This is a genomic window from Streptomyces gelaticus (assembly GCF_014649535.1).
GTDB lineage: Bacteria > Actinomycetota > Actinomycetes > Streptomycetales > Streptomycetaceae > Streptomyces > Streptomyces gelaticus.
Genome location: NZ_BMTF01000021.1, coordinates 99,642 through 125,158, shown reverse-complemented (window position 1 = coordinate 125,158; position 25,517 = coordinate 99,642). Strand labels below are relative to the sequence as shown.

Below are 25,517 nucleotides of genomic sequence, written 5' to 3'. Positions count from 1 at the left end.
GTTGCCCCACCCTTTCGTACCCCCCCTAGACTGAACACCCAGCAGGTGGCTCACGCTCGAAAGGCGCCCCCGTGTCCATCGGCAACTCCCCCGAAGACGACCGGCCTTCGATCGGTCGAGTGCTCCAGCAGGCTCGCATCGCCGCAGGTCTCACGGTCGAAGAGATCAGTTCGTCCACCCGGGTGCGCATCCCCATCGTGCACGCGATCGAAGAGGACGACTTCTCCCGCTGCGGCGGCAGTGTGTACGCGCGCGGCCATATCCGTACGCTGGCGCGTGCCGTCCATCTCGATCCGGAACCGTTGGTTTCGCAGTACGACGCCGAGCACGGCGGCCGTCCCGCACCCACGCCCGCGGCGCCGCTGTTCGAGGCCGAGAGAATCCGTTCCGAACCCCGCCGGCCCAACTGGACGGCGGCCATGGTCGCGGCGATCGTCGTCGTCGTCGGTTTCGTCGGCTTCACGGCCTTCAAGGGCGGTGACGACAGCCCCCCGGCCACCCAGGTCGCGGAGGGATCGGTATCCAACACGAAGACCCCGAAGCCGAAGACCGACAAGCCCGTCGACCCGAAGCCGGCGCCCTCCGACAGCGCCATCGCCGCGGCCCCCAGGGACAAGGTGACGGTGCGGCTCAACGCCAGTCAGGGCAAGAGCTGGATCTCCGCCAAGGACCACAACGGGCGGCTGCTCTTCGACGGTCTGCTGCTCCAGGGCCAGACCAAGACGTTCCAGGACCAGGAGCGGGTCGACCTCGTCCTCGGGGACGCCGGCTCGATCGAGCTCTTCGTGAACGGCAAGAAGGTCGAGGACAAGTTCCAGCCCGGCCAGGTCGAACGGCTCTCATACACGAAGGGCGACCCGGCGGTCGGCTGATCGGTACGCGGGCCGCCTCCTCGGGCGGCATCGACGACACGGCGAGCGCCCGGCAACCCTGCCGGGAGCTCGCCGCATTTGTTACTCGGTGTAACGGTGGAACCCTGCGCGGCAGGGCGAGTGCCGGGACAAAGTAGTCTTGAGCCCATGCCCGAACGCCGTACCGTCGCCCTTGTCACTCTTGGCTGCGCCCGTAACGAGGTGGACTCGGAAGAGCTCGCAGGCCGCTTGGCAGCGGACGGCTGGGAGCTCGTCCAGGACGCCTCCGACGCCGATGTGGCCGTCGTCAACACCTGTGGATTCGTCGAGGCCGCCAAGAAGGACTCCGTCGACGCCCTGCTCGAAGCCAATGATCTGAAGGACCACGGCAGGACCCAGGCCGTGGTCGCCGTCGGCTGCATGGCCGAGCGCTACGGCAAGGACCTCGCCGAGGCCCTGCCCGAGGCGGACGGCGTCCTGGGCTTCGACGACTACGCCGACATCTCCGACCGCCTCCAGACCATCCTCAACGGCGGCATCCACGCCTCGCACACCCCGCGTGACCGCCGCAAGCTGCTGCCCATCAGCCCGGCCGAGCGGCAGGACGCGGCCGTGGCCCTGCCTGGGCACGCCCAGGAGGCCGCGCCCGCCCCCGAGGACCTCCCCGAGGGTGTCGCGCCGGTCTCCGGGCCGAGGGCGCCCCTGCGTCGCCGGCTGGGCACCAGCCCCGTCGCCTCGGTGAAGCTCGCCTCCGGCTGCGACCGGCGCTGTTCCTTCTGCGCCATCCCGTCCTTCCGCGGATCCTTCATCTCGCGGCGCCCCTCGGACGTGCTCCAGGAGACCCGCTGGCTGGCCGAGCAGGGCGTCAAGGAGGTCATGCTGGTCTCCGAGAACAACACCTCGTACGGCAAGGACCTCGGCGACATCCGGCTGCTGGAGACGCTGCTGCCGGGGCTCGCCGATGTCGAGGGCATCGAGCGGATCCGGGTCAGCTACCTCCAGCCGGCCGAGATGCGCCCCGGCCTGATCGACGTGCTGACCTCGACGCCGAAGGTCGCGCCCTACTTCGACCTGTCCTTCCAGCACTCGGCCCCCGGTGTGCTGCGGGCGATGCGCCGCTTCGGTGACACCGACCGGTTCCTGGAACTGCTGGACACCATCCGCAGCAAGGCCCCGCAGGCCGGTGCCCGTTCCAATTTCATCGTGGGCTTCCCCGGTGAGACCGAGGCCGACCTGGCGGAGCTGGAACGCTTCCTCACCGGCGCCCGGCTCGACGCCATCGGAGTCTTCGGCTACTCCGACGAGGAGGGCACCGAAGCCGTCGGCTACGAGAACAAGCTGGACGCCGACGTCATCGCCGAGCGGCTCGCACACATCTCGCAGCTGGCCGAGGAGCTGACCTCGCAGCGTGCCGAGGAGCGCCTGGGCGAGTCGCTCCAGGTCCTCGTCGAGTCCGTGGACGACGAGGACGGCGCGGTGGGGCGTGCGGCGCACCAGGCTCCCGAAACGGACGGCCAGGTGCTCTTCACCACACGCGAGGGCCTCGTGCCCGGCCTTATGGTCGAGGCAAAGGTTGTGGGCACCGAGGGAGTGGACCTGGTGGCCGAGTGTTCCGGACTCATGGAGGCGGCCAGATGACGGGAGTCCCGGCATCCGCGGCAGGTGGCTCCGGCGCGAAGCCGGTCCGCGGCGGCAAGCTGGGCACTGCGGCCGTCAATCAGGCCAGCCTGTGGAACATCGCCAATCTGCTCACCATGCTGCGGCTGGTGCTGGTGCCCGGATTCGTGCTCCTGCTGCTGCACAACGGCGGGTACGACCCGGCCTGGCGGGCGTTCGCCTGGGCGGCCTTCGCCGTAGCCATGATCACCGATCTGTTCGACGGTCATCTGGCGCGCACGTACAACCTGGTCACCGACTTCGGGAAGATCGCCGACCCGATCGCGGACAAGGCGATCATGGGCGCGGCGCTGATCTGCCTCTCGTACCTCGGCGATCTGCCCTGGTGGGTCACAGGCGTGATCCTCTTCCGCGAGCTCGGTATCACGCTGATGCGCTTCTGGGTGATACGGCACGGGGTGATTCCGGCCAGTCGTGGCGGGAAGATGAAGACCCTCGCGCAGGGGACGGCCGTCGGGATGTACGTCCTGGCGCTGACCGGCCCCCTGGCCACCCTGCGCTTCTGGGTGATGGCGGTGGCCGTCGTGCTGACGGTCGTCACCGGGCTCGACTATGTGCGCCAGGCCGTCGTGCTGCGCCGCAAGGGGCTCGCGGCCGAGCGGGCCGTTGCAGGGGGCGCGGGACCGGCCGAGGAGGCTGCGGGAAGCCGTGATGCGGCGGAGGCCGAGCGGTGACTGTCGCGGCCGGGGTGCTGGAGCTGCTCGTGGGGCGGGGTGAGACCCTTGCCGTCGCCGAGTCGCTGACCGGCGGTCTGGTCGCGGCGGAGCTGACTTCCGTGCCGGGTGCCTCGAAGTCCTTCCGGGGCTCCGTGACCGCGTACGCGACGCCCCTCAAGCGGGATGTCCTGGGTGTGGACGGCGTTCTGCTGGCGGAGCGCGGTGCGGTCGACCCGGAAGTGGCGCGGCAGATGGCAGCCGGCGTGCGCCGCGTTCTCGGGGCGGACTGGGGGATGGCCACCACCGGTGTCGCGGGCCCCGAGCCGCAGGACGGCAAGGCCGTGGGCACGGTCTATGTCGCGGTGGCCGGGCCGGACGGGGTGGAGAATGTGGCCGAGCTGAGATTGAACGGCCGGCGGGCGGACATCCGTGGAGAGAGCGTACGGAGGGTGCTCGAGCTGCTCTCCGCCGAACTCGGCAAGAATGCAAGGGCACAGGATACGGAACAGAACGGGGGGAATTGATGTTTGCAGCCCTGAGTGAACACGACATCGCTCCCCGCACGGCCGCGGCACAAGGCGGTACGGTGGGGCGTGAAGGATGCGGCTACGCGGTCCGAGGAGGGAGCCACCGATGATTCTGCTCCGTCGCCTGCTTGGTGACGTGCTGCGTCGGCAGCGCCAGCGCCAAGGCCGTACTCTGCGCGAAGTCTCCTCGTCCGCCCGAGTCTCGCTCGGCTATCTCTCCGAGGTGGAGCGGGGGCAGAAGGAGGCATCCTCCGAACTGCTCTCCGCCATTTGCGACGCGCTTGACGTACGGATGTCCGAGCTCATGCGTGAAGTGAGCGATGAGCTGTCGCTGGCCGAACTGGCCGAGTCGGCAGCAGCCAGCGATCCGGTGCCTGTGCCGGTGCGGCCCATGCTCAATTCCGTCTCCGTGACGTCGGTGGCGGGTGTGCCGACGGGACGGGTGACCATCAAGGCGCCCGCGGAAGCGGTGGATGTCGTCGCCGCCTGACCCGCGTGGTCCGGTGTGAAGCACGGAGCCCTGGTCGTCCTCTTGAGGGGATGGCCGGGGCTTTCGCGTGCTCCGGGGTAGGAACGGGCGGGACAGCGGGATAGAACTGTCCCTCAAATGACCGTTTTGTTTCATTTGTGTAATCGTGGGTGGTGCGGAGCGAGGTAGACATCCCTCTGCTCGCCCTACTCGAAGGAGTCGCAGTGGTTGACGACAGTGCCAAGGACAAGATCAAGGGCAAGGCCAAGGAAGCCATGGGCAAGATGACCGGCGACCGGCGCAAGGAGGCCGAAGGCAAGGCGGACCAGGCCAAAGGCAGGGCCAAGGGTGCCATGAGCGACGTCGGGAAGCGCGCGCAAGGTGTGAAGGACTCTTTGCGCCCCGACGACGAGCGCTGACCTTGCTGTCGAGCCCCCACGCGAAGCGGTGGGGGCTCGGTGGTGCTGCGGGTGCTGCACGAATCGGCGGTCGGGTTCGGTGGCGCCGCTCGTTCTGGATGCGGCCCGGGTGTTGCCGGGTGAGACTGCCAGGAGCGGAACGTCGGCCGACGGGAACACCGGGTGATCGTCGGGTGATCACGCACTTCGGTTCTGTGCCGCGGAGTTACCGGCCGGCGCGAGGTCACCGGCACGGCAGGCCCGGAGGTTCCGGGCGAGAGCGCGTAACGGTCTGTGGCTGCGCGGCAGAGCGCCGGTGGTGCGCCGATGCGCCCTCCCGCCGGGCGAGCGCGCCGGACTAGGGTCCTTCGTTTGGATCAGGCCGGAGGAGGCAGCCATGGTGAGGCGATGGGTGCCGGCGCTCGTTCTCGGCGGGGTGTGGTGGTGGGCCGTGTTGCGGCTCGTGCTGGAGCCGGCCCATGCGGGACTTGTCGAGAGCGTGGTGGCGGCGGGTGGGTGGGGGTTGAGCCTGCTGCCCGTGCATGTGGCCGCGACCGCCGGGCCGGGGGGAGCGGGACGCTGGTTCGGTGTCGGGGTGCGGTGGGCGGAGCGTGGCGGACGGGCTACCAGGGCATGGCTACGCCGCCGTTGGGGCGCAGGATCTGACCGGTCATGAAGGCCGACGCGTCGGAAGCGAGATGGAGCACGGTGTGGGCCACGTCCTCGGGCTCGCCCACCCGCCCGAGCGGGGAGATCCGGGCCATCGTCGCCTCCACCCGGTGCTGCCGGTCCGTGTCGTGGCGGGCGGTCATGGGCGTACGGATCCAGCCCGGGGCGACGGCGTTGACGCGGATCGCATGCGGCCCCAGTTCGGTCGCCAGTGTCTTCGTCAACTGGACGACCGCCGCCTTGGCCGCGCTGTAGCAGAGCAGCCCCGGACCGGCGGAGTCGACCGCACCCGAGGCCATGGTGATCAATGAGCCGGGGGCGCCGCGCGTGATCATGCTGCGGGCCGCCTCCTGGCAGGCATACAGCACGCCCTTGAAGTTGACCGCGAGGACGCGGTCGAGATCCTCGTCCGAGGTCTCCAGGACACTGCTCGTGTGCATGATCCCGGCGACGGCGGCCAGGATGTCGACATCGCCCGCAGCGGCCACCGCGGCGCCGACGCGAGCGCGGTCGGTGACATCGAGGACGTGGACCTGCGATGAGCCGCCGGTCCCGGTGATCAGCTCCCGGGTCTCCAGCAGGCCCTGCTCGTCCAGGTCCGCGCAGTGCACGGTGGCACCCGCGGCCGCGAGCAGCAGGGCGCAGGCCCGGCCGATACCGCCCGCGGCGCCGGTGACGAACGCGGAGCGGCCCGTGAGGTCGTACGCGGTGAGGGGCATGACCGGACGGTACGACTGGAACTGACGGGTCGTCAACTAGTGTGTGGGGCCCGACTGGCAGTGCGGGCACCAGTAGGTGGGGCGGGCGTCCTGGTCCGCGGTGCGGATGGGGGTGCCGCAGCGCAGACAGGGGCGGTCGGTCCTGCCGTAGACCCAGAGCCGTTCCCTCGGGCCCTGACCATGACGGGGCGTTCTCGTGGTCGTAGTCGTGCGCATCGGGCGGTCGCGATTGGCTTCGAGGAGCTGTTTGGCCGTGGTGACCAGGCGGGCGGCGGTGGGGGCGGGGAGGTTGCCGACGGCGAGCCAGGGGGTGGCGCGGGCCAGGAAGCAGAGCTCGGCCTTGTAGATGTTGCCGATCCCGGCCAGGTTGCGCTGGTCCAGCAGGGCTTCGCCGAGGGGACGGCCGGGGTCGGCGAGAAGATTGCGCAGAGCGGTGCCGGGGTCCCAGTCCGGGCCCAGCAGATCGGGACCGAGATGGCCGACCGCCTGCTCCTCGTCCCGAGTACGGAGGAGTTCGAGGACGGGCAGCCGGTAGCCGACCGCGGTGTGCTCCGTGTTGCCGAGGACGGCGCGGATCTGGTGGGCGGGGCCGCCCCGCCAGTGCTCGCCCGCGGTGTAGACGCGCCAGGCGCCGTCCATCCGGAGATGGCTGTGGAGGGTGAGACCGCCCTCGATACGGGTGAGGAGGTGCTTGCCGCGCGAGACGACGTCCAGAACCGTCCGGCCGGTCAGGTCGGCGGTGGCGAACCGGGGCACGCGCAGGTCGAAGCGGGTGAGGACCTGACCGGCGAGTGCGGTGCGCAGACGTCCGGCCGTCTGCAGGACGGTGTCTCCTTCGGGCATGTCTCCATGATGCGTGCGGGGAGAGGGGAGCGGGCTCCCGGTGGGTCAGGCGCGCAGGCGGAGCCCCCTCGGGGTGGCCAGGAAGCCGGCCGCCTCCAGTGTGCGGCCGAGCGGGGAGGTGAGGGACGGGGCGCCGTTGGTGCGCTCGACCGTGACCGTGCCGAGCGCACCCGCGCGGGCGGCTGCCGCCAGCGCCCCCGCTGCCGCGAGGAGAGCGGGGTCGTCCGGCTCGGTGGGCCAGGCCAGGAGCGTCTTGCCGCCGCGCTCCATGTACATCGCCAGCTCGCCGTCGACCAGCACCACCAGGGCGCCCGCCTTGCGTCCGGGCTTGTGCCCGGCACCGTCCGGCGGCTCGGGCCAGGGCAGGGCCGCGCCGTAGGCATTGGCCGGGTCCGCCGCGGCGAGGACCAGTGCATGGGGCGCGGCGCCCGGCTCCGCGCGGTCGCGGGCGGTGGACGTGGCGCGCAGCCGGTCCACCGCGCCGTCCATCGCGAACTGTGCCGCCCCCAGCCCCTCGACGACATAGCCGCGCCGGGCCTGCCCGTTGTCCTCGAAGGCGGACAGGATCCGGTACGTCGCGGAGAAACCGCCCTCGACGCCCTCGGCCTGGACCGCGCCGCGGGTCACCACCCCGTGGCGGTCGAGGAGCGTGCGGGCCAGGGCGTGGGCACGGTGTGTGGGGTCGCGTTCGACGGCGGGCAGCAGGGACCAGCGCCCGGAGACGGTGGGCGGGCCGGTGCGGGACGCGGGCCGGGCAGCGCCGGTGAGCGAGCCGTAACGCCCGCGCGGGACACTGCGTCTGGCGCGGTGGGCGGTCGACCCCGCCGTGCGACCGGAGCCGAGCAGCGAGCGCAGCGGGGCGAGTGTGTCGTTGGTGAGCCGGCCCGACCAGGCCAGCTCCCAGACGGCGTCGGCCAATTGCGGATCGGTGCAGTCCGGATGGGTGGTGGCCCGGACCTGATCGGCGATCTGCCGGAAGAACAGACCGTATCCGCCGCTCAGGGCGGTCAGGACGGATTCGTGCAACGCGCTGAGCTCCAGCGGGTGCGGGAGCGGGAGGAGCAGGGGCGCGCTGTCGGCGAGGTAGAGGGACAGCCAGCCGTCCTTGCCGGGGAGGGCGCCCGCGCCGGCCCAGACGACCTCGCCGGTGGTGGTCAGCTCGTCGAGCAGGGCGGGGGTGTAGTCCGTGACCCGGCCCGGCAGGATCAGCTTCTCCAGCGCCGACGCCGGGACGGGCGCCCCCTGCAACTGCTCGACGGCGCGGGCCAGTCCGTCGATTCCGCGCAGGCCGTTGCCGCCCAGGTGCTGCCACTGCGGAAGGAAGCCGGCGAGTGCGGCGGGCGGGACCGGCTCCAGCTCGTGGCGGAGCGCAGCGAGCGAGCGGCGGCGCAGACGGCGCAGCACGGTGGCGTCGCACCACTCCTGGCCGATACCGGCGGGATGGAACTCGCCCTGGACGATCCGGCCGGACGCGGCGAGCCTTTGCAGCGCCCCGTCCGTGACGGCGGTGCCGAGGGCGAAGCGGGCGGCGGCCCCGGTGGAGGTGAACGGGCCGTGCGTACGGGCGTATCGGCCGAGGAGATCGCCTAGGGGGTCCTTCACCGGTTCGGTGAACGCCTCGGGGACGCCGACCGGGAGGGCGGTACCCAGCGCGTCCCGCAGGCGGCCCGCGTCCTCGATCGCGGCCCAGTGAGCGGCCCCGCCGATCCGGACCCGGATGGCCCGGCGGGCCGCGGACAGCTCGGGAGCCCATGACGGGTCGGCCCCGCGCTCCGTCAACTCCTCGTCGGTGAGCGGGCCGAGGACTCGGAGCAGGTCGGCGACGCCCTCGACGTCCTTGATCCGGCGGTCCTCGGTCAGCCACTGGAGCTCCTGCTCCAGCTCGGTCAGGACATCCGAGTCGAGCAGCTCGCGCAGCTCCGCCTGGCCGAGGAGCTCCGCCAGCAGACGGGAGTCGAGGGAGAGGGCGGCGGCTCGCCGTTCGGCCAGGGGCGAGTCGCCCTCGTACAGGAACTGGGCGACATAGCCGAACAGGAGCGAGCGCGCGAAGGGCGAGGGCTCCGGGGTGGTCACCTCGACCAGCCGGACGCGGCGTGCTTCGAGGTCGCCCATGAGTTCCGTGAGCCCGGGAACGTCGAAGACGTCCTGGAGGCATTCGCGGACCGCCTCCAGGACGATCGGGAAGGAGCCGAACTCCGAAGCAACCTGGAGCAGTTGCGCGGCGCGCTGGCGCTGCTGCCACAGCGGGGTGCGTTTGCCGGGGCTGCGGCGCGGCAGCAGCAGGGCGCGGGCGGCACACTCGCGGAACCGGGAGGCGAACAGCGCCGAACCGCCGACCTGGTCGGTGACGATCTGGCCGATCTCGCCCTGGTCGAACGTCACATCCGCCGCGCCGACGGGCGGTTGTCCGCTGTCGTAAGAGGGGCCCGGCAGCGGCGCCGGATCCGGCGCCGGACCCTCGGAGAGGTCCTGCACGGGATCGAAGTCCAGAAGATCCAGGCCCATCAGATCGGCGTCGGGCAGCCGCAGCACGATGCCGTCGTCGGCATGCATCACCTGGGCGTCCATGCCGTACCGCTCGGCGAGGCGGGCGCTCAGCGCCAGTGCCCATGGTGCGTGCACCTGCGCGCCGAACGGTGAGTGGACCACGACCCGCCAGTCACCCAGCTCGTCACGGAAGCGTTCGACGAGGATCGTCCGGTCGTCCGGTACGTGACCGCAGGCGCGGCGCTGTTCGTCGATGTACGACAGGGTGTTGTCGGCGGCCCAGGCGTCGAGGCCGGCGGCGAGCAGCCGCTCGCGGGCCTCCTCCCGGGACAGCCCGCCGATCTCGCGCAGGAACGCCCCGAGCGCGCGCCCCAGCTCCAGCGGGCGGCCCAGCTGGTCGCCCTTCCAGAACGGCAGCCTGCCAGGAACGCCGGGGGCGGGCGAGACCAGGACCCGGTCGCGGGTGATGTCCTCGATCCGCCAGGACGTGGTGCCGAGTGTGAAGACGTCGCCGACCCGGGACTCGTACACCATCTCCTCGTCCAGCTCGCCGACCCGGCCGCCGCCCTTCCTGGGGTCGGCGCCCGCGAGGAAGACGCCGAAGAGCCCCCGGTCGGGGATCGTTCCCCCGGAGGTGACGGCGAGCCGCTGCGCGCCCGGACGGCCGGTGACCGTACCGGCCACCCGGTCCCAGACCACGCGTGGGCGCAGCTCGGCGAAGGCGTCGGAGGGGTAGCGGCCGGCGAGCATGTCCAGCACGGCGGTGAACGCGGACTCGGGCAGTGAGGCGAAGGGCGCGGCGCGGCGGACTGCCGCCAGCAGGTCGTCCACCTGCCAGCTGTCCAGGGCGACCATGGCGACCAGCTGCTGGGCCAGGACGTCCAGCGGATTGGACGGGATCCGGAGCGCCTCGATGGAGCCCTCACGCATCCGCTCGGTGACCACGGCCGCCTGCACCAGATCGCCCCGGTACTTCGGGAAGACCACTCCGGTGGAGACCGCGCCGACCTGGTGTCCGGCCCGGCCGACACGTTGCAGGCCGGAGGCGACCGAGGGCGGCGACTCCACCTGGATCACGAGGTCGACCGCCCCCATGTCGATGCCCAGTTCCAGGCTGGAGGTGGCGACGACGGCCGGCAGGCGGCCCGCCTTGAGGTCCTCCTCGACCTGGGCGCGCTGTTCCTTGGAGACCGAACCGTGGTGTGCGCGGGCGAGCAGCGCGGGAGCACCCTTCGCCGTACCGGACTCGGCCATGATCTCGGCGGGGGAGTGGGACTCGGCGATCGTCTCGCCGGTGAGCCGCTCGTACGCGATCTCGTTGAGCCGGTTGCACAGCCGCTCGGCGAGGCGGCGGGAATTGGCGAAGACGATGGTGGAGCGATGCCGCTGGACCAGGTCGACGATCCGCTCCTCGACATGGGGCCAGATCGACGGCTTGTCCGCCTGGCCTGTCTGGTCGGGGTCGGTGGCGGGAGAGCCGCCGAGCTCACCCAGATCCTCGACCGGCACGACCACAGACAGGTCGAACCGCTTGGTGGACGGCGGCTGGACGATCTCCACCTTGCCCCGGGGCGAGAGGAAACGCGCAACCTCGTCGACCGGACGGACCGTCGCCGACAGGCCGATCCGCCGGGCGGGACGCGGCAGCAGCTCGTCCAGACGCTCCAGCGACACGGCGAGATGGGCGCCCCGCTTCGTACCCGCCACGGCATGGACTTCGTCGAGGATCACCGTCTCGACGCCGGACAACGCCTCCCGGGCGGACGAGGTCAGCATCAGGAACAGGGATTCGGGCGTGGTGATCAGGATGTCCGGCGGCCGGGTCGCCATCGAGCGGCGCTCGGCGGCCGGGGTGTCGCCGGAGCGGATTCCCACCCTGACCTCGGGCTCGGGCAGCCCCAGGCGCACCGACTCCTGGCGGATGCCGGTCAGCGGGGAGCGGAGGTTGCGCTCGACATCGACCGCGAGCGCCTTGAGGGGCGACACGTACAGCACCCGGCAGCGCTTCTTCGCCTCGGCGGGCGGCGGGACGGACGCCAGGGCGTCCAGCGCGGCGAGAAACGCGGCGAGTGTCTTGCCGGAGCCGGTCGGCGCGACGACCAGCACGTCCGAACCCTCGCCGATCGCGCGCCAGGCGCCCTCCTGCGCGGCGGTGGGCGCGCTGAAGGCACCCGCGAACCAGCCGCGGGTGGCGGGAGAGAACGAATCGAGCGCAGAGCCGGCCATGTCCCCCATCGTGCACCCCGCCACTGACAACGGCCCCGACGCCGTGCATGCCGCCACCCGCGACGGCTCCGACATCGTGCCCCGTCCACTGCGGCGGGCTCCGGCCGCCCTCGGCGGCCCCGCCCCGGAGCTGCGAGAATTCGTTCATGGCGGCGATACCGGATGCGGGACCGGGGGAGTGGGCGAGGCACTGGCAGTACGCGGAACTGCCCGACCTCGATCTGCTGCGCGCCCGGTACGTGCGCCACACCTTCCCGCGCCACAGCCACGAGGGCTATGTCTTCGGCACAATCAGCCGCGGGGTGGAGGACGTCGGGCTGCCGGGCGGCACCGTGCACGCCGGCCCCGGCACCGTGGTCATGATCAACCCGGAGGTTCCGCACACCGCCCGCGCGGGTGTGCCGGAGGGCTGGGTGTACGCCACGCTGTACCCGTCCGCGCAGGTGATCAATGACATCGCGGCCGATACGACGAGCCTGCGCGGCACGGTCGGGTTCGGCGAGACCGGCGTAGTGGATCCCTACGCGGCCCGGCTGATCGGCGAGGTCCACCGGGCGGCCGAGGAGGGCAACGCGCTCGCCGCCGACTCGGTGCTGCGGGTCATGGTCGCCCGGTTGCTCAGCCGGTACGGCAGCGCGCTGCCCGCCCGCGCGCCCCGCTCGGCCGGCGCGCGCGACGCGGCGCGGGCACGCGCCGTGCTGGAGGGCAGGATGGCGGCGCCGCCCACCCTGGAGGCTCTGGCGACGGAGTTGGGCACCAGCCCGTTCGCGCTGCTGAGAGCCTTCAAGAAGCAGTACGGGATGCCGCCGCACGCCTGGCTCACCGATGCCCGGGTGCGGGCGGCGCGCCGGATGCTCGACGCGGGGACCGCGCCCGCGCAGGCGGCCGCCGAGGTCGGTTTCACCGACCAGCCGCATCTCAACCGTCACTTCACCCGGATCGTCGGAGTACCACCCGGCGCCTACCAGCGCGAACGTGCAAGAACGTACAAGACCGGTCCCGATCTGCCCACGTAGCGTTCCGGTCGTGGCAGAACAGACAACACTCCCAGAGGGCGTCGGCGAATCGGCCGACGCGCCCCACGACAACACGACCGCCTCCGGAGCGCGGCCGGCCGCGGTCGTGACGAAGCCGGACTCGGCCGTCGTACGCGATGCGCTCGGTGTCGGCATAGCCGTCGGGCTCTCCGGCTTCGCCTTCGGCGTGACCTCGGCCGGTTCCGGACTGAGCCTGTTGCAGACCTGCGTGCTCAGCCTCGCCGTCTTCACCGGCGCCTCGCAATTCGCCCTTGTCGGGGCCCTCGCCGCGGGCGGCAACCCGTACACCGCGGCTGCCGGGGCCTTCTTCCTCGGTGTGCGCAACTCGTTCTACGGTCTTCGGCTGTCGCAGCTGCTGGCGCTGCCGCGGGCGCTGCGTCCCTTCGCCGCCCAGTGGGTCATCGACGAGACGACCGCCGTGACCCTGCCGCAGCCGACCCGGCGGGCGGCACGGATCGGCTTCGCCGTCACCGGGCTGACCCTCTATGTGCTGTGGAACCTGACCACGCTGCTGGGCGCCCTCGGCGCCGAGGCGCTCGGCGACACCGACACCTGGGGTCTGGACGCGGCATCACCCGCGGTCTTCCTCGCCCTGCTCGCACCGATGCTGAAGAGCACCACCGAACGCGTCACCGCCGCGATCGCCGTCCTGCTCGCGCTCGGCCTGCTGCCCGTGCTGCCCGCGGGCGTCCCCGTCCTGCTCTCCGCGCTCGCCGCACCGGCCGTTCTCTTCCTGAGCGGACGGCGCAAGGCCACGGACCGGGCGACGGCCACCACGGAGGAGGACCGGTGAACGTCTGGATCGCCATCGCGCTGACCGCGGTCGGCTGCTACCTCGCCAAACTGCTCGGACTGCTGGTCCCGGCCGGGGTGCTGGAACGCCCGCTCACCCGGCGTCTCGCCGCGCTCCTGCCCGTGGCACTCCTGGCCGCCCTCACCGCGCAGCAGACCTTCGGCGACGGGCAGCACCTGGCGCTGGACGCCAGGGGTGCCGGGCTCGCCGCGGCGGCACTCGCGCTGGTGCTGCGCGCGCCCTTCCTCGTGGTCGTGGGCTCCGCCGTGGCCGTCACCGCAGTAGTACGTGCCCTCGGCTGACGACACCGCCGCCGGCCCCGACGCAGAGCCCGCTGCCCACTGACCGGGCCGGCCCCCGCCTTCGGCGCCGGCCCGGATGTCTCAGCCGAGGCCGCGTCCATGGGCGCGCAGGGTCAGAAGCGCCTTGAGCGTCACGATGGGCCGTCCTTCCAGCGCCGTCCCCGGTGCCCACTGCCGCCAGTTGACCGGCCAGCCGCCGTCCGCCTGCTGCTCGGCCGCCAGGTGGTCGAGCGAGCGGGACAGCTCCTCGTCGGTGAACCAGTGACGGGCGAGCGACTCGGGCGTACGGGCGTAGTCGTACGGAAAGTGCTGCTCACCCGGCGCGTACCCGGCCGCGACGGGATACTCGGCGCGCCGCTCAGGATCCAGTACCGCGAGCTGCTGGTCCCGCACCAGCCGCCCGAGCCGGTCGGCCGCCGCCTCCGCCCGCGCCCGGTCCGGAGCGCCGTCCAGAAAGGCGATCGCCGCCTCGATCTCGTAGGGGTGCGACCGGTCCAGGGCGTCCACCGCCGCCCAGCAGAAGTCGGTGGCCCGGAAGAGCCACGCGTGCCACACCGCGTTGCGGTGCAGGAGCCCGACGACAGGGCCGGTGGTCAGCAGCTCCGCGGGAGGATCGTCGACGATCGGGATGAACGGCGCGGCGGGATAGCCGCGCTGCGTCGGCAGGAGAGCGGGCAGCGCGCCCTCCTTGGTCGACACCTCGGTGAGGAAGCGGCAGATCCGCTCCACCCGCAGCCCGTCGCAGCGCCCGATGGAGTCGAGCACACTGAGCGCGTGCGCGGTGTGCAGTGGCTGACTGACGGGGCCGCGCAGATCGGGTTCGAGCGCGTGCCCGTAGCCGCCGTCCTCGTTCAGATAGGCGGCGAGTGCGGTTTCCACGGCGTCCGCACTTCCTTCCAGGAAGTGATGAGCGAACCGCCGCTGCTCCAGGACACGGGCCGTGAGCCAGATGAACTGCTCGGCACGATTGAGGGGACTTGTTCCGGTTCCAGCCATGGACCGACCGTAGGGCGGTAAGCGCTCTCGACAAGTCGTAGCGGCCCGGCTGCACTCTCAGGAGCGCGATACTGAGGTCATGCGGTTGACGATTTTCTGGGAACGGATGGCGGACCACTTCGGTGAGGGGTACGCCGACTCCTTCGCGCGCGATCATGTGATGGCCGAGCTCGGCGGGCAGACCGTGCATCAGGCACTGGCCGCGGGCTGGGAGACCAAGGATGTCTGGCGCGGGGTCTGCACGGCCGTCGGGATCCCCGCCGACAAGCGCTGACCCCGGCCCGCCGACGGCCGGACCCGCGTCGATCCCCGGCCCCGTGAGCGGGCTGGACCTGTGCTGTTGTCCGGGGCGGGCGGTGGGCTTCCACCGCCGTAGGCGAGACTGGGGAGCGTGGCACCGACAGACGAGACAGCACAGACCCAGCCGCCCTCCGCACCGCCCGTCCCGCCGGCCGCGCCACCCGCCGCGCCCGCCGGCACCGGGTCGGCGCGCATGCCCGCGTGGCTGCCGCGCGCCATGGTGCTCGCCCTGGCGCTCTACGCCTGCTACCGGCTCGGCAGCTGGGCGTTCGACCAGCTCATCGGGTTGCTGATCAATATTCTGATCGCGTTCTTCCTGGCGCTCGCCATCGAGCCGGCGGTGAGCCGGATGTCGGCGCGCGGCATGCGCCGTGGCCTCGCCACTTTCCTGGTCTTCCTCGGGGTGCTGATCGCAGGGGTGGGCTTCGTCGTGCTGCTCGGCTCGATGCTCGCGGGCCAGATCGTCGACATGGTCGAGGAACTCCCGAAGTATTTGGATTCGGTGATCAACTGGGTCAACCAGACCTTCCGCACCGACCTCTCCAGGGTCGAGGTCCAGGACAGCCTGCTCCACTCCGACTGGCTGCAGAGGTACGTCCAGAACAGCGCGACCGGTGTGCTCGACGTCTCCACCACCGTGCTCGGCGGGCTGTTCCGGCTGCTGACGATCTTCCTGTTCTCCTTCTACTTCGCGGCCGACGGCCCGAGGCTGCGGCGCGGACTGTGCTCCGTGCTGCCGCCCACCAAGCAGGCAGAGGTCCTGCGGGCCTGGGAGATCGCGGTCGACAAGACCGGCGGCTACCTCTACTCGCGCGGTCTGATGGCCCTGATCTCCGGGATCGCCCACTACATCCTGCTGGTGATCCTCGGCGTTCCGTACGCGCCCGCGCTGGCCGTCTGGGTGGGGCTGGTATCCCAGTTCATCCCCACGATCGGTACGTATCTGGCGGGCGCCCTGCCGATGCTGATCGCGTTCACCGTCGACCCGTGGTACGCGGTGTGGGTGCTCGGATTCGTCGTGATCTACCAGCAGTTCGAGAACTACGCCCTGCAGCCCAAGCTCACCTCCAGGACCGTAGACATCCATCCGGCGGTTGCCTTCGGATCGGTCATCGCGGGTACGGCCCTGATGGGCGCCGTGGGCGCGCTGATCGCGATCCCGGCCGTCGCCACGCTCCAGGCTTTCCTCGGCGCGTACGTGAAGCGGTACGAAGTGGCGGACGACCCGAGGATGCACGGCCGGAGCCGTCGGCGCGGCGAACCGGGGCTCACACGGTTGCGCCGTTCCTGGCGGGCCTCCGGTATCGACGGGGGCGAGGACGGAGCGGGCGGCGTGGGGCAGCGGGAGGACCCGGAGCGCGCCTGACCCGTTCCGCCGGCAGGGCTTCTCGGGACTGCCCGCCGGGCCCTCGGGTTCCCCTTCGTCTCCGAGCGCCGCGCCCCGGACCTCGTCCGTCCGGTGACGTGGACGGTCACTGCGATCGTCCACCGCTGAACGGTGATGCCGCAGCCGGCATCCCGTGTCGCCCCGGTGACCGGAGCCGGCGTCCATGCCGCTTTTGTCACGACAGCGCAGGAATTTAACATGGTGTCCATCGCTTGTTTCTGGCTGCTGGAAGCCGAGTGCCGGGGCCGGTCCGGGGGCGGACAGGCCCCGGCGTGGTGCGCTTGACACCAAAATCGAACATCCATTCTCATGGGATTCCGGCCGGGTTTTCCCGGGCCCGACCGTGGAGTTGTCCACAGGCCGGGAGGACGTCGAGGCCCGTTGTCAGTGGCAGGGGTTAGCGTCTTTGACGTGAAGCGATCGACTCAAGCAAATCGGGTGGAACCCATGGCAGGAACCGACCGCGAGAAGGCGCTGGACGCCGCACTCGCACAGATTGAACGGCAATTCGGCAAGGGCGCGGTGATGCGCCTCGGTGAGCGGCCGAACGAGCCCATCGAAGTGATCCCCACCGGGTCGACCGCCCTCGACGTGGCCCTCGGAGTCGGCGGCCTGCCGCGCGGCCGTGTGGTGGAGGTGTACGGACCGGAGTCCTCCGGTAAGACGACGCTGACGCTCCACGCCGTGGCGAACGCGCAGAAGCTCGGCGGCTCGGTCGCCTTCATCGACGCGGAGCACGCCCTCGACCCCGAGTACGCGAAGAAGCTCGGCGTCGACATCGACAGCCTCATCCTGTCCCAGCCGGACAACGGCGAGCAGGCCCTCGAGATCGTGGACATGCTGGTCCGCTCCGGCGCCCTCGACCTGATCGTCATCGACTCCGTCGCGGCGCTCGTGCCACGTGCGGAGATCGAGGGCGAGATGGGCGACTCGCACGTGGGTCTGCAGGCCCGTCTGATGAGCCAGGCGCTCCGCAAGATCACCAGCGCGCTCAACCAGTCCAAGACCACCGCGATCTTCATCAACCAGCTCCGCGAGAAGATCGGCGTGATGTTCGGCTCGCCGGAGACCACGACCGGTGGCCGGGCGCTGAAGTTCTACGCGTCGGTGCGCCTCGACATCCGCCGGATCGAGACCCTGAAGGACGGCACCGAAGCCGTCGGCAACCGCACCCGCGTCAAGGTCGTCAAGAACAAGGTCTCGCCGCCCTTCAAGCAGGCCGAGTTCGACATCCTCTACGGCCAGGGCATCAGCCGCGAGGGCGGCCTGATCGACATGGGTGTGGAGCACGGCTTCGTCCGCAAGGCGGGCGCCTGGTACACCTACGAGGGCGACCAGCTCGGCCAGGGCAAGGAGAACGCCCGCAACTTCCTCAAGGACAACCCCGATCTCGCCAACGAGATCGAGAAGAAGATCCTCGAGAAGCTGGGGGTCGGCGTCCGGCCCGAGGACAGCGCCGCCGAGTCCGGGGCGGATGCGGCAGCCGGTGCCGCGGCTTCTGCCGACAGCGCGAAGCCGGCGGCAGCTCCGGCCGGCAAGGCCAAGCCGGCCAAGACCGCGGCGGCCAAGAGCTAGACCGTGACGCGTCGTACGGAGTGGCCGGTCGGTGCCACTGACCATCACACCGGTCCCGGCCATGGATCCGCCGTCGGACACATGGCCGAGTCCGAGGATGCGTACGAGCCGGAGGCCGGTCCCGGCACGGGATCGGATGCCGGATTCGGCGAGGGGGTGGGTCGTCGTGCCCGCTCCCGCACCAGGAGCAGCGGTTCCCCCTCCTCGTCGAGGGCCGAGAAGGGGGAGCCGCGAGACCCGGTCGAGCAGGCGCGCAACATCTGCCTGCGGCTGCTCACCGGGACCCCGCGCACCCGGAAGCAGCTCGCGGACGCCCTGCGCAAACGGGATATCCCGGACGAGGCGGCCGAGGAAGTGCTCTCACGCTTCGAGGACGTCGGGCTGATCGACGATGCGGCGTTCGCGGACGCCTGGGTGGAGTCCCGGCACCACGGACGCGGACTGGCCCGCCGAGCCCTCGTCCGTGAGCTGCGCACCAAGGGGGTGGACTCCGCGCTGATCGACGAGGCCGTAGGGCAGCTCGACTCCGATCAGGAGGAGGCGACCGCCCGCGAGCTGGTCGCGCGCAAGCTGCGCTCCACTCGCGGCCTGGACCGCGACAAGCGGTTGCGCCGCCTCGCGGGGATGCTCGCGCGCAAGGGATACGGGGAGGGCATGGCCCTGCGCGTCGTGCGGCAGGCACTGGCGGAAGAGGGCGAGGACACCGAGGGACTGGACGAGCCCTTCTGACTCGGCTTCGTACCGGGCGGCGGGTGCCGGGGCACTCCCTGGGGAAGCGCCGGGCAGGGGGCGACGAGGCGTTGAGGACGAGGGAAGCCGTGGTGCGGGGGGAGCACCTGGGGCACGGCCGCCGGGTGTCAGGCAGGCTGCGGGGGAGACGCGGTGATCACTGCCCGGCGCGGGCGGCGCGGATGATGGTGGCTTCGATCAGGCCGAGCGCATCCGCGGCGGTGCGGCCGGGGCAGCGGTTCCATGGCCCGATCAGCCCGGTCCAGCCCCGGGAGCGGAGCTCGGCGACGAGCCAGGCGCCTGCCCGGTCCACGGTGTCGAGGGAGCCGTAGCCCAATCGGTGTGCGGTGAGGAGGGCGCCGCAGATGCACCGTGCGCCGCGGGCGTTGCGGAGCCGGTACGGGGTGTTCTGCCAGCCCCATTCGGTCAGGATCTGCCTCGCGTAGGCGAGATGCGTGGAGGGGCGCACCTCGGGCTGGCCGATGCGTCGCCAGAAGTGGAGCCGGTCCGGGAGGGCCGCGCCCAGACGCCCGGGAAGCGGCCGTTCGCGCGGTGCGGCCGCGGGGAGAGCGCGGACGGATTCGGCGATGAGCTGATCGACCGGCACGGACAACAGATCGCGCCAGTCGGCCGGCCGGCGGTCCGGCAGTTGTTCCGCGGCGCCGGGGGAGGAAGGCAGTACGGGGGCGGGGAAGGACGGCCGTGCGGGGGCGGTGGCTTCCCAGCCGGTGATGATCTGCTGCCACGCCTCGGTGTCATGGAGGCGAGCGGCCTGGGCGTCCAGTTGGTCGGGGGTGAGGGTGGGGGTCGGCATGGGGCGAGGTCTCCGTCACGTCGGTCCTTGGCGTTGAGGTGAATGTCCGTCGGCTCCGGGGATCGCTCCACCGGAGCGTGGCGTTCGGGTGTGTCGGCGCGGATTCGGGGGACGGCCGACGGCAATACGGGGGGTAGCCCCCCGTACGAAGACACAGGCACGCTCCAGTGCGCGGCCATCCATGCACGGAGCACTGTGGGACGCATGGCGGAGAAGCCGCACACCCCGGCCCCGGCCGGGTTTCGGCCCCAGTTCCGGCCGGGGCTCCGGCTTCGCCGCCCCCGACCGTGAGCCCGGAGCGCGACCACAGAAGAGAGACGGACGCACGATGATGCTGCGCTATGCCTTGCAGACGATCCGGGACCGCAAAGGCGGGTTCCTCGGCGCCTTCCTGGCCCTCCTGTGTGCCGCCGCCCTGATCACCGCCTGCGGCACGCTGCTGGAGACCGGCCTGCGCGGAAGCATCGCCACCGAGCGTTACGCTGCCGCGCCGCTCGTGGTCTCCGCCGACCAGAACGTCCACCGCACCACGGTCAAGCACAAGGGCAAGGGAAAGACGAAGGTCAAGCACAAGGCGAAGCCGGTCGCCGAGCGTGCCTGGCTCACCGCCACCGTCGCCGACCGGATCAGTGGCCTGGAAGGCGTGGGCAAGGTCGTACCCGAACTGACCTTCCTGGCCCGGCCCGTGGACCGGCCCGTCTCCCGCCCCTCGTACGGCCACTCCTGGGCCTCCGCCCCGCTAACTCCCTTCCGTCTCGTCGCGGGCCGTGCCCCCTTGGCCGATGACGACATGGTGATCGACCGGGCCCTTGCCGAAGAGCACGGCCTGAAGCCCGGGGAGCGGCTCGTCGTCCAGTCCACCGGCGCTCCCCGCCCGTACCGCATCAGCGGCGTCGCGGCCCCGGCCGGGCGGAGCGGCCTGAGGCAGCAGACCGCGCTCTTCTTCTCCTCCGCCGAGGCGGAGCGCCTCGCCGCCCGCCCCGGCCGGATCACCGCTCTCGGCGTGATACCCGCGCCCGGCACCGACCTCGCGCAGCTGAAGCAGCGGGTCGAGCAGGCGCTCGAGGGCACCACCGCCCAGGTCGCCACCGGCGAGGCCCGGGGGCCGGTCGAATTCCTGGACGCGGCGGGAGCCCGTATCAAGCTGGTCTCCATGGGAGGCGCCATGGGCGGCACGTCCCTCCTCGTCGCGATCCTCGTCGTGGTCGGCACCTTCGCCCTCTCCATCCAGCAGCGCCACCGCGAACTGGCCCTGCTCCGCGCCATCGCCGCCACCCCGCCCCAGGTCCGCCGTCTCCTCGGCCGTGAGGCCCTGGCCGTCGGAGCCGCGGCCGGTGTTCTCGGCGCGCTCGCCGGTCTGCCCCTCGCCGACTGGCTGCACGGCCGATTCATCGACATGGGTGCAATTCCGGTCACCCTGGAACGCACCGCGGGCATCTTCCCGGCCTGCGCGGCGCTCGTCGTCACTCTCGTCGGCGCCTGGGCGGCGGCCAGGATCTCCGGCCGCCGTATCGCCCGCATCCGGCCCGCCGAGGCCATGGCCGAGTCCACCGTCGAACGCGGTCCGGCCCGGGGCCGGACCGTGGCGGGCCTGGTACTGCTCGCGGGCGGAGCCGCTCTCGTCGGTGTACTGAGCGTGCTGCGCACCGAGGCCGCCGCGACGCCTGTCACCTTCCTCGCCGTCGTCATATCGACCACCGCCGTGTCACTGCTGGGGCCGTACCTGGTGAGGTTCGCCTCCGTGCTGCTCGCGGGGTTGCTGCGACCGACAGGGGCGGGGGGATCCCTCGCGACCGCGAACATCCGCGGGAACTTGGCCCGGATGGCCTCCGTCGTCACCCCGCTGACCCTGCTCATCGGGATGACCTGCACGGTCCTTTTCGTCCAGCCGACCCTCGGGGAAGCCGCCCGCGCCCAGGCCCGCGACGGCGTCCGCGCCACCTGGGTGCTGGCCGCGCAGGGGCCGGGGGTGCCGTCCGCGGCCACGGCGGCGGTCCGCGGGACTCCGGGCGTCACGGCCGCCACGGAGGTCGTGCGGACCACCGTGCGCGTCGGCCTCGACAAGTACCAGGCCCAGGGCGTCACCCAGGCCGGCCTCACCCGCACCTGGGACCCGGACGTCACGAGCGGATCGCTCATCGACTTCAGCGGCGGCCGGGACACCGCCGCGGTCAGCGAACTCGCCGCCGACCGGCTCGGCCTGCGCCCCGGCAGCGTGCTGAGGCTCCACCTCGGCGACGGCACCCCCGCGACTCTCACCGTCACAGCCGTCTACCGTCGCGGTCTGGGCTTCGGCGACCTGACGCTCCCTCACGACCTGCTCGCCCGCCACATGGACAACCCGCTCGCCGCCACCGTCCTGGTCGCCGGGCATGGCGGCCAGGACGAACTCACCGCCGCGCTCAAGCGGTTCCCCGGCGTCTCCGTCGTCTCACCGGAGACCGCCGACCGGCTCCAGGCGGACCGGCAGCAGGAGAACGCGGCCGTCAACTACCTCGCCATGGGCCTGATCCTGGCCTTCACCGCCATCGCCGTCGTCAACACCCTCGCCATGTCCGTGTCCGAGCGCTTCCGGGAGTTCGCCATGCTCAGGCTGGCCGGCGCGACCCGGCGTCAGGTCCTGAGGATGCTCCGCGTGGAGGCCCTGTCGGTGCTGCTGATCGCCGCGGCTCTCGGCAGCGGAATCGCGCTGGCCGTGCTGACCGCCTTCAGCATCGGCATGACCGGCAGCGCGGCGCCCACCGTTCTGCCGCTGCTGTACGCGACGGTGGTGGGCGCCGCCGCACTGCTGGCACTGGCCGCCACGGCGCTGCCCGGCCGGCTCGCACTCAGGATCCGGCCGGTGGAGGCGGCGATGTCCAGGCAGTGACCGCCTCCGACGGAACCCGGGTCCGGGCCCTTTCGAAGGGCTCCGGACCCGGGTTCCGTCGCCGCGGACCCGGCCCGTCGCCCCGGTTCCCGTCCGGTCACGCCTCGACCGGCAGCCCCGCGGCCCGCCATGCCTGGAACCCGCCGATCAGATCCGTCGCCCGGTGCAGCCCCAACTGCCGCAGGGACGCGACCGCGAGGCTCGACGCGTACCCCTCGTCGCAGACCACCACGATCCTGAGATCGTGGCTCACGGCCTGAGGGACCCGGTGGCTTCCCCGTGGATCGAGCCGCCACTCCAGTTCATTGCGCTCCACGACCAGCGCCCCCGGAATCAGCCCGTCCCGCTCGCGCAGCTCCGCGTACCGGATGTCCACGAGCAGCGCACCGTCCGCAGCGGCGGCCACCGCCTCCCGCGGACCGACCCTGACGAACCCCGCCCGGACCTGCTCCAGCAGCTCGTCGATCCCGACCGGCTCCGTACCGCCCCGACCGCCGGCACTCACCGCCAGTCCTCCGGCCGCTCGACCTGTTCGAGGCGGAGCAGGTCGCCGCTGCGGCTGTAGCGCCGGATCCGTGGCAGCGGCGGGTGGTACGCGTGGACGGACACGGCGTGCTCCGTGACGGACTCGTTCAGCACCTCGTGGACATGGTGACGGCCGAACGCCCGGCCCTGGCCGGTGGCCAACTCCCGGGAACGGTCGATGCCTTCGGTGAGTTCGAGGGTCTTCCAGCCGTCGGTGGGCAGCCGGGCGGCCAGCGACAGCTCCTTGAGGGTGCCGGCCGCGGTGATGAAGGCGCCGATCGAGTCGGCGTGGTCGTGCCAGCCGGTGCCGGTTCCCGGCGGCCAGCCGATCAGCCAGGCCTCGCTGCCGCCGGGGCCTTCGAGCTGGATCCAGGTGCGGCCCTCGGGGTCGAGGGGGAGGGAGGCGACGATCTCGGCGTCGGCGGCGACACGGCGGACGAAATCGAGCAGTTCCGCAGCCGTCGGACCGGAACCAGCGGCGGAGGGGGACGTGTTTGCGGACTCGGGCGCAGGCGTGGGTACGGGGAGTGGGGCAGGGGTGGACACGGAGACCGTCCTGAGGGTTCGCGCGGATGCCCGCCCGTGCGACAGGGCACGGCGGCACAGGGAAGGGCGATTCAGCAGGACGGCCGACACACGCAGCCCGCATAGCGGACGAGGTCCATATGGACCCTCCGCCACAGGCGCACATCGGTGTCGATCACGGTCCGGAGTACACCATGTACCTCCGCAGCGGTCAATTGATGCCCGCAGTCTGGTCGGAACGCAAGGCGGCGCGCACCGCCCCGCCCCGCACCGCGTCCGCCGCCGCGAAGAGCTCCCGGGGCCGCACCCCGCCGAACGACGCCACCAGATGCCCGTCCGGCCTGATCAGCAACACGGTGTGGGCCGACGCCCCCGGGTAGCTCTCGGTCACCAGCAGCTCACCCTTCACCGGAAGTGCGTCGACAGCTGCGGCCAGGCGGGGCATGACGCCGGCGGTCTTCCAGTGACGCCGGTCCCACACCCCCGTGCCGGGTGCCACCAGAACCACCAGCAGATGTCCCTGCCCCAGCCGCTCCCGGAGCCGCACGGCCGTGCCGTCGGGTGCCGTCACCCGCACATCGGCCACCGGCGCACCGGGGGGCGTACCCACAGAGGTGTGCGCCTCGGCGCGTGGGGGCGCAAGGGGCGAATGCGAGTAGGAGGGGGGCGCACCGAGGGGGCCACAGCCCAAATGTCCGTCGGTGAGCAGAGCATCGTGCCCCCGTGCGCTCCCCGGGACCAGGGTCCGCAGCCCGCCGCCGCCACGCAATATCGGCAGCGACTGGTCCGCGGCGCGCAGCCGCGAGGCGACCGCGGCCCGGCGCTCTGCCTGGTAGCTGTCGAGCAGTACGTCGGAGGCGCCGTGGTGCCAGTCCTGGGCCAGCTTCCAGGCCAGGTTCTCGACGTCCCGCAGCCCCTCGTCGAGGCCCTGGGTGCCGAGCGCGCCCAGCAGATGCGCGGCGTCCCCGGCCAGGAACGCCCGGTCGACCCGCCAGCGCAGGGCGAGCCGGTGGTGCAGCGTGTACACGCCCGTGTCCAGCAGCTCGTACGGCGGTGTCTCGCCGCACCAGCCCGCCAGGGTGTCCCGGACCCGGGTGATCAGGGCGTCCGGGGTGACCAGCTCGCCGCGTGGCGGCAGCAGCCAGTCCAGTCGCCAGACACCGTCCGGCAGCGGACGTGCCGTCACCTCGGCGCCGCCGGTGCGCCACGGCGGCAGCCGGTGCAGCACGGCCTGGCCGGGCCAGGGAAGCTCGGCGCGCAGCGCCGCGACGGCATGCCGCTCGACCGCCGTGCGACCGGGGAACCGGATGTCGAGCAGCTTGCGCACGGTGGACCTGGCGCCGTCGCAGCCCACCAGGTAACTCCCGCGCCACCAGGTCGCGTTCGGCTCCCTGGTGTGCACGGTGACGCCGGTGGGGTCCTGCTCCAGCGTGTCGATCCGGCTGGACGGGGCCACCCGCACCAGCTCGTGTGCGGACACCGCGTCCCGCAGCGCGCGGGTCAGGGCGTGCTGCGGCAGATGGACGGGGGCCGGCGACGGATCGCCCTCGGGGGAGTCCTCGCCGAGCGGCAGTTCACGCACCAGCTGCCTGCGCCGCATCGACCGCCACCCGGACCACTGCAGCCCCTCGTGCCGGAGCGCCTTGCAGCCCAGCCGCTCCGCCAGGGCCGCGGTGTCCTCGCGCAGCACCACGGTCCGGGCGGGGCGTGTCTCGTCCTTGCCGGGGTCCTCGTCGAGCAGGACGGAGGGAACGCCTTGTGCCGCCAGGGCGAGCGACAGCGCCAGACCGACGGGCCCGGCGCCGACGACGATCACCGGGTCCACGGGGCGGCTCCAGGAACGTGTGCGGCCGGACGCGAGGAGGCGTGCGGGAGGAGTGAGGAGGCCAGGACGGCCCTTGGGGTTGGCAAAGGCAACAGAGGGGATGTGGCGGAGGGTGCTCGGAGCGCGGTCACAGAACGTATGCAACTAAGCAGCGGTGCTCGCGTCAAGTGACAGAATTAGGCAGTTCTGTAATCTTCCCTCCCTTTTGGAGGCATTCGTCTTCATAGGGTGTGTCAATTTAGCGCTGATCCTGGTTGTTGAGTGGCCAGCCGTTGGTCGGGGCCAGGCAACCCTCGAAGGCGATCTGGCAGGTGCTCA

The 25,517-nt window shown here is 71.8% G+C and carries 24 protein-coding genes; 15 read left to right on the top strand and 9 right to left on the bottom strand.

The genetic code is table 11. From position 1 onward, the window contains the following. The first annotated feature begins 71 nt into the window (after positions 1-71). The 7 genes from IE107_RS26195 to IE107_RS35290 all read left to right on the top strand — a co-directional run bounded on the left by IE107_RS26195 (position 72) and on the right by IE107_RS35290 (position 5,254). On the top strand, positions 72-872 hold the full coding sequence (locus tag IE107_RS26195; RefSeq protein ID WP_189546793.1) for a helix-turn-helix domain-containing protein: 801 nt from the start codon (positions 72-74) through the stop codon (positions 870-872). Positions 873-1,019: 147 nt separating this feature from the next. Beyond that, positions 1,020-2,489, top strand: a complete 1,470-nt coding sequence (rimO, locus tag IE107_RS26190) for a 30S ribosomal protein S12 methylthiotransferase RimO (protein ID WP_189546792.1) — start codon at positions 1,020-1,022, stop codon at positions 2,487-2,489. Further along, entirely contained in the window at positions 2,486-3,202 is a 717-nt protein-coding gene (gene pgsA / locus IE107_RS26185) for a CDP-diacylglycerol--glycerol-3-phosphate 3-phosphatidyltransferase (protein WP_189546791.1), read from the top strand. Before rimO ends, pgsA begins: the two co-directional genes overlap by 4 nt. Beyond that, entirely contained in the window at positions 3,199-3,708 is a 510-nt protein-coding gene (locus IE107_RS26180) for a CinA family protein (protein ID WP_189546790.1), read from the top strand. Before pgsA ends, IE107_RS26180 begins: the two co-directional genes overlap by 4 nt. A gap of 109 nt (positions 3,709-3,817) precedes the next feature. Beyond that, positions 3,818-4,201: a helix-turn-helix domain-containing protein gene (locus tag IE107_RS26175; RefSeq protein ID WP_018105285.1), complete on the top strand. Its 384-nt coding sequence runs from the start codon at positions 3,818-3,820 to the stop codon at positions 4,199-4,201. Positions 4,202-4,404: 203 nt separating this feature from the next. Continuing rightward, a complete protein-coding gene (locus IE107_RS26170) occupies positions 4,405-4,599 on the top strand; it encodes a CsbD family protein (protein ID WP_189546789.1) in 195 nt (64 codons plus the stop codon). A 376-nt stretch (positions 4,600-4,975) separates the two neighbouring features. Continuing rightward, positions 4,976-5,254, top strand: a complete 279-nt coding sequence (locus tag IE107_RS35290; RefSeq protein WP_229867251.1) for a hypothetical protein — start codon at positions 4,976-4,978, stop codon at positions 5,252-5,254. Here the strand turns inward: IE107_RS35290 and IE107_RS26165 are convergent. Genes IE107_RS26165 through IE107_RS26155 form a run of 3 tightly spaced genes read right to left on the bottom strand, consistent with a single transcriptional unit; the run spans position 5,202 to position 11,522 of the window. Then, on the bottom strand, positions 5,202-5,966 hold the full coding sequence (locus IE107_RS26165; protein WP_189546788.1) for an SDR family NAD(P)-dependent oxidoreductase: 765 nt from the start codon (positions 5,964-5,966) through the stop codon (positions 5,202-5,204). The two genes, IE107_RS35290 and IE107_RS26165, sit on opposite strands and share 53 nt — an antisense overlap. 36 nt (positions 5,967-6,002) lie before the next feature. Then, positions 6,003-6,809, bottom strand: a complete 807-nt coding sequence (locus tag IE107_RS26160) for a DNA-formamidopyrimidine glycosylase family protein (RefSeq protein WP_189546787.1) — start codon at positions 6,807-6,809, stop codon at positions 6,003-6,005. 45 nt (positions 6,810-6,854) lie between these two features. Beyond that, complete coding sequence (locus IE107_RS26155) at positions 6,855-11,522, bottom strand: DEAD/DEAH box helicase (RefSeq protein ID WP_189546786.1); 4,668 nt, start codon at positions 11,520-11,522, stop codon at positions 6,855-6,857. A 146-nt stretch (positions 11,523-11,668) separates the two neighbouring features. Between IE107_RS26155 and IE107_RS26150 the strand changes: the two genes are divergently transcribed. Genes IE107_RS26150 through IE107_RS26140 form a run of 3 tightly spaced genes read left to right on the top strand, consistent with a single transcriptional unit; the run spans position 11,669 to position 13,654 of the window. After that, complete coding sequence (locus IE107_RS26150) at positions 11,669-12,538, top strand: AraC family transcriptional regulator (protein WP_189546785.1); 870 nt, start codon at positions 11,669-11,671, stop codon at positions 12,536-12,538. Positions 12,539-12,548: 10 nt separating this feature from the next. Further along, on the top strand, positions 12,549-13,352 hold the full coding sequence (locus IE107_RS26145; protein ID WP_373302498.1) for an AzlC family ABC transporter permease: 804 nt from the start codon (positions 12,549-12,551) through the stop codon (positions 13,350-13,352). After that, the gene (locus tag IE107_RS26140) at positions 13,349-13,654 is read left to right on the top strand and encodes an AzlD domain-containing protein (RefSeq protein WP_189546784.1); all 306 of its coding nucleotides are present in this window, start codon (positions 13,349-13,351) and stop codon (positions 13,652-13,654) included. Before IE107_RS26145 ends, IE107_RS26140 begins: the two co-directional genes overlap by 4 nt. Positions 13,655-13,735: 81 nt before the next feature. Here IE107_RS26140 and IE107_RS26135 read toward each other — a convergent pair whose 3' ends face one another. Then, positions 13,736-14,650, bottom strand: coding sequence for a hypothetical protein (locus tag IE107_RS26135; protein ID WP_189546783.1), 915 nt, complete (start codon positions 14,648-14,650; stop codon positions 13,736-13,738). A gap of 79 nt (positions 14,651-14,729) precedes the next feature. Between IE107_RS26135 and IE107_RS26130 the strand changes: the two genes are divergently transcribed. The 4 genes from IE107_RS26130 to recX all read left to right on the top strand — a co-directional run bounded on the left by IE107_RS26130 (position 14,730) and on the right by recX (position 18,641). Continuing rightward, the gene (locus IE107_RS26130; protein WP_189546782.1) at positions 14,730-14,924 is read left to right on the top strand and encodes a DUF3046 domain-containing protein; all 195 of its coding nucleotides are present in this window, start codon (positions 14,730-14,732) and stop codon (positions 14,922-14,924) included. 219 nt (positions 14,925-15,143) lie between these two features. Next, positions 15,144-16,316, top strand: a complete 1,173-nt coding sequence (locus IE107_RS26125) for an AI-2E family transporter (RefSeq protein WP_189546803.1) — start codon at positions 15,144-15,146, stop codon at positions 16,314-16,316. A gap of 468 nt (positions 16,317-16,784) precedes the next feature. After that, positions 16,785-17,912, top strand: coding sequence for a recombinase RecA (gene recA / locus IE107_RS26120; RefSeq protein WP_189546781.1), 1,128 nt, complete (start codon positions 16,785-16,787; stop codon positions 17,910-17,912). Between the two features lie 3 nt (positions 17,913-17,915). Next, entirely contained in the window at positions 17,916-18,641 is a 726-nt protein-coding gene (gene recX, locus IE107_RS26115) for a recombination regulator RecX (RefSeq protein WP_373302497.1), read from the top strand. 157 nt (positions 18,642-18,798) lie between these two features. Here the strand turns inward: recX and IE107_RS26110 are convergent, their stop codons facing one another. After that, positions 18,799-19,455: a DUF6197 family protein gene (locus IE107_RS26110; protein WP_189546779.1), complete on the bottom strand. Its 657-nt coding sequence runs from the start codon at positions 19,453-19,455 to the stop codon at positions 18,799-18,801. Between the two features lie 328 nt (positions 19,456-19,783). Here IE107_RS26110 and IE107_RS26105 point away from each other — a divergent pair, with 328 nt between their 5' ends. Further along, the gene (locus IE107_RS26105; protein ID WP_189546778.1) at positions 19,784-22,324 is read left to right on the top strand and encodes an FtsX-like permease family protein; all 2,541 of its coding nucleotides are present in this window, start codon (positions 19,784-19,786) and stop codon (positions 22,322-22,324) included. Positions 22,325-22,421: 97 nt separating this feature from the next. Here IE107_RS26105 and IE107_RS26100 read toward each other — a convergent pair whose 3' ends face one another. From IE107_RS26100 to IE107_RS26090, 4 genes are all read right to left on the bottom strand, one after another. Beyond that, positions 22,422-22,829 carry a rhodanese-like domain-containing protein gene (locus IE107_RS26100; RefSeq protein WP_189546777.1) on the bottom strand — a complete coding sequence of 136 codons (408 nt, stop codon included), beginning with the start codon at positions 22,827-22,829 and terminating at the stop codon, positions 22,422-22,424. Beyond that, complete coding sequence (locus IE107_RS26095) at positions 22,826-23,395, bottom strand: cupin domain-containing protein (protein ID WP_189546776.1); 570 nt, start codon at positions 23,393-23,395, stop codon at positions 22,826-22,828. Before IE107_RS26095 ends, IE107_RS26100 begins: the two co-directional genes overlap by 4 nt. Positions 23,396-23,466: 71 nt before the next feature. Further along, positions 23,467-23,538 (bottom strand): putative leader peptide, encoded by a 72-nt coding sequence (locus tag IE107_RS36200; protein ID WP_309544753.1) that lies wholly within the window; start codon positions 23,536-23,538, stop codon positions 23,467-23,469. A gap of 47 nt (positions 23,539-23,585) precedes the next feature. Next, a complete protein-coding gene (locus IE107_RS26090; protein ID WP_189546775.1) occupies positions 23,586-25,199 on the bottom strand; it encodes an FAD-dependent monooxygenase in 1,614 nt (537 codons plus the stop codon). Positions 25,200-25,517: the final 318 nt, after the last annotated feature.